General features: G+C 69.8%; 2 protein-coding genes and 2 pseudogenes. 3 read left to right on the top strand and 1 reads right to left on the bottom strand.

What is annotated here, in order from left to right:
* Positions 1-168: pseudogene (locus AC1RRV_RS08855) on the top strand (hypothetical protein); the annotation flags it as partial.
* Between the two features lie 77 nt (positions 169-245).
* Here the strand turns inward: AC1RRV_RS08855 and AC1RRV_RS08860 are convergent.
* A pseudogene (locus tag AC1RRV_RS08860) lies at positions 246-371 on the bottom strand (hypothetical protein); the annotation flags it as partial.
* Positions 372-453: 82 nt separating this feature from the next.
* Between AC1RRV_RS08860 and AC1RRV_RS08865 the strand changes: the two are divergent.
* Both AC1RRV_RS08865 and AC1RRV_RS08870 read left to right on the top strand, forming a co-directional pair.
* Entirely contained in the window at positions 454-891 is a 438-nt protein-coding gene (locus AC1RRV_RS08865) for a hypothetical protein (protein ID WP_492859250.1), read from the top strand.
* 232 nt (positions 892-1,123) lie between these two features.
* On the top strand, positions 1,124-3,355 hold the full coding sequence (locus AC1RRV_RS08870) for a DEAD/DEAH box helicase (RefSeq protein ID WP_492859680.1): 2,232 nt from the start codon (positions 1,124-1,126) through the stop codon (positions 3,353-3,355).
* Positions 3,356-3,461: the final 106 nt, after the last annotated feature.

Genomic DNA, 3,461 nt, shown 5'->3' on the forward strand with positions numbered 1-3,461 from the left:
GATGCCGTTGCGGATTGCTCCGCGCCGACGAGCGCGCCCGCTCGATCGCCCCCCGCCGCCGCAATCGGTCGCTGGCCTTGCGCCCTTTCCTCGCGACGAGGTGGGACCATTGTGCGGCTGGTTTCAACGCGGATGGTTGGCGAAGGCGTAAAAGTGGCAGGCGGTTGATTTTGTTGGGATCTGGATTGTGAAATCCGGGGACGGAGCACCGCCAATCCCCAAACTGTCGTCATCCCGGGCGGCGTAGCCGACCCGGGACCCAGGGGCCGGCGCATCGCGGTCGCCCCTGGGTCCCCGCTCTCCGCTGCGCTGCGGCCGGGATGACGAGAGATTTTTGGGTCGGGAGTGAATCTCTCACCCTCCTCCGTCATTCCCCGACGGGGATTGACTCCGGAAATTACGCACGTAACTCTCAGTTATGATTTTACACACGTAATCACCCGGAGCCCACCCATGCGCCTACGCCATCTCAGCCTCATAGCCGCCGCCGGAGTGCTGCTGGCCACGCCCGCCGTGGCCTCGACCGGCAAACAGCCCCTGACCCTGATCGGCATCTTCGCCGACGCTGCCATTCCCGTGAAAGCCATCGCCGTCCTGCTGCTGGCCGGCCTGATCGCGGGGCCGGTGATCGCCATCGCCCGTCCGAACGCCAAATGGCTGGCCGCGATCAACAAGAGCGCCCTGCCCCTGGGCTTCGCGGCCGCCGCCTACACCCTGCTGGCCGGCGCGGTCGGTATCGCCAATCTGGGCGCCACGCCCAGTCTCGCGATCCTGGCGCCGGGTCTGGCCGAGGCGCTGATGATGGCCATGCTGGGCCTTCTGACCGCCGGCGTCGCGCGCCTGGCCGGCGAGCTCTCGGGGCGTCGCCCGGAAGACACGGGTCTGGTCTAAACCGCGACAAATAGGCCGCCGCCCTTGCTTTCTGGCGGCGGATAGCCTCATAAGGCCGCTCATCAAGCCCCCTTTTCGCCGCCGACGCATCGTCGTGGCCGCGAAAGGGGGCTATTTTCGTTGGATTAGACCAAGAAGCGGTCCGAAGAGAGCGTTACAGGCTCTGGGCCCGATTTGGTCATTGGCGCGAGCCGCGCGTTTGTGTGTGCGGCCGCAAATGAACTGGACCCAGATGCCCTTCCCCGCCTCTCACCCCGCTCTCGAGCGGGCTCTCGCCGCTCAAGGCTACCTCGAGCCCACCCCCGTCCAGGCCGCCGTGCTGGAAGCCGACGCCGAAGGCCGCGACCTGCTGGTCAGCGCCCAGACCGGCTCGGGCAAGACCGTGGCTTTCGGCCTCGCCGCCGCCCCGACCCTCCTCGGCGACCAGGAAATCTTCGGCCGCGCCGCCGCGCCGCTGTGCCTGGTCATCGCCCCGACCCGCGAACTGGCCATCCAGGTCAATCGCGAGCTGACCTGGCTTTACGCCCAGGCCATGGCCGTGGTGGTCAACTGCGTCGGCGGCATGGACGCTCGTCGCGAGCAGCGCGCCCTGAACTACGGCGCCCACATCGTCGTCGGCACCCCGGGCCGCCTGCGCGACCACATCGAACGCGGTCACCTGGACCTGTCGGAGCTGAAGGTCGCCGTCCTCGACGAGGCCGACGAGATGCTCGACATGGGCTTCCGCGAGGACCTCGAGTTCATTCTCGACGCCGCCCCGGCCGAGCGCCGCACCCTGCTGTTCTCGGCGACCCTGGCGCGCGAGATCGTGCAGCTGGCCAAGAGCTATCAGAACGACGCCATCCGCATCGACACGATCGGCCGCAACGAGCCGCACCGCGATATCGAGTATCGCGCCGTGCGCGTCGCGCCCAACGAGACCGAGCACGCGATCGTCAACCTGCTGCGCTATTTCGAAAGCCCCGGCGCCCTGGTGTTCTGCAACACCCGCGAAAGCGTGCGCGCCCTGCACAGCAAGCTGCGTGAACGCGGCTTCGCCGTTGTCGGCCTGTCGGGCGAGCTGAGCCAGCGCGAACGCGCCGACGCCCTGCAAGCCCTGCGCGACGGCCACGCCCGCGTCTGCGTCGCCACCGACGTCGCCGCGCGCGGTCTGGATCTGCCGGACCTTGGCCTGGTCATCCACGCCGAACTGCCGGTCAACAAGGCCACCCTGCTTCACCGTTCGGGCCGCACCGGCCGGGCCGGCAAGAAGGGCGTCTCGGCCCTCGTCGTCCCCTACACCCGTCGCCGCAAGGCCGAGCAGCTGCTGATGGCCGCCGGCGTCGAAGGCCAATGGGGCGGCGCCCCGACCGCCGACGAGATCCGCGTCAAGGACACCGAGCGCCTGCTCGACGACCCGATCTTCGACGAGCCGTCGGTCGAGGAAGACACCGCCCTGGCCGAGGCCATGCTGGCCAAGCGCACGCCGCTGGAAATCGCCGCCGCCCTGATCCGCACCCGCCGCGCCAAGCTGCCGGCCCCGGAAGAGATCTATGACGACCCGCGCCACGGCGCCGATCCGGGCCCGCGCAGCCGCGAGCCGCGCGAGCCCCGCGAGTTCGGCGGCGAACGCGACTTCGGCGACCGCCCCGAGCGCGTCAGCATGGACGGCTCGGAATGGTTCCGCCTCAACACCGGCCGTCGCAACAACGCCGACCCCAAGTGGCTGATCCCGCTGATCTGCCGTCTGGGCCACATCACCAAGAAGGACATCGGGTCGATCCGGATCTTCGACTACGACACCAAGTTCGAGATCTCGGCCGAAGCCGCCGTGAAGTTCGGCGCCGCGGTCCAGCAGACCGTGCGTGAAGACGTCACGATCACCCCGACGGCGGCTCCGGCCGCGCGCGAAGCCGGTCCGCGTCGCGAATATGCGCCGCGTCCGCCGCGCGACGACGCCGCGCCGCGCGAGTACAAGCCCCGTCCGCCCCGCGACGACGCTCCGCGTTCGCCGCGCGCCAACGCCCCGGGCTCGCGCGATCACACGCCGCGCCCGTCGACCTATGGCGACGACGGCGTCAGCAACGCCAAGCCCTATGGCCGTGGCGAAGAGCCGAAGGGCGACTACAAGCCCCGTGAGTTCAAGCCCCGCGCTCCGCGTGGCGACGACGCGCCGCGAGACTTCAAGCCGCGCGCGCCGCGCGACAACGATGCGCCGCGTCCGTACTCGCCGCAGGATTCCGACAGCCCCAAGCGCGCCTACAAGCCGCGCGCCGAAGGCCGTGACGGTCCGCCGCGCGAGTTCAAGCCGCGCGCGCCCAAGGGCTTCGGCGACAACGCCGCCGGCCCGAAGCCGTATACGCCCAAGCCCTATGCCGGTAAGCGCGACGACGCCGGCGCCGGCAAGCCGTTCAAGGGCCCCAAGCCCTTCAAGGCCAAGAGCTTCGACGGCAAGCCGGCCGGCAAGCCGTTCAAGAAGAAGTAGATATCCGGTTCTCCTCCCCCTCTGGGGGAGGTGGCCCAGAGGGCCGGAGGGGGCAGCTCGGCATAGACCGGCGAGGGGGGGGGGGGGGGGGGGGGGGGGGGGGGGG

The organism is Caulobacter sp. GW821-FHT11E10 (genome assembly GCF_058808375.1).

Coding starts and splice junctions, on each gene's coding strand:
- AC1RRV_RS08865 (WP_492859250.1), top strand. CDS start 454: ATGCGCCTACGCCATCTCAGCCTCATAGCCGCCGCCGGAGTGCTGCTG.
- AC1RRV_RS08870 (WP_492859680.1), top strand. CDS start 1,124: ATGCCCTTCCCCGCCTCTCACCCCGCTCTCGAGCGGGCTCTCGCCGCT.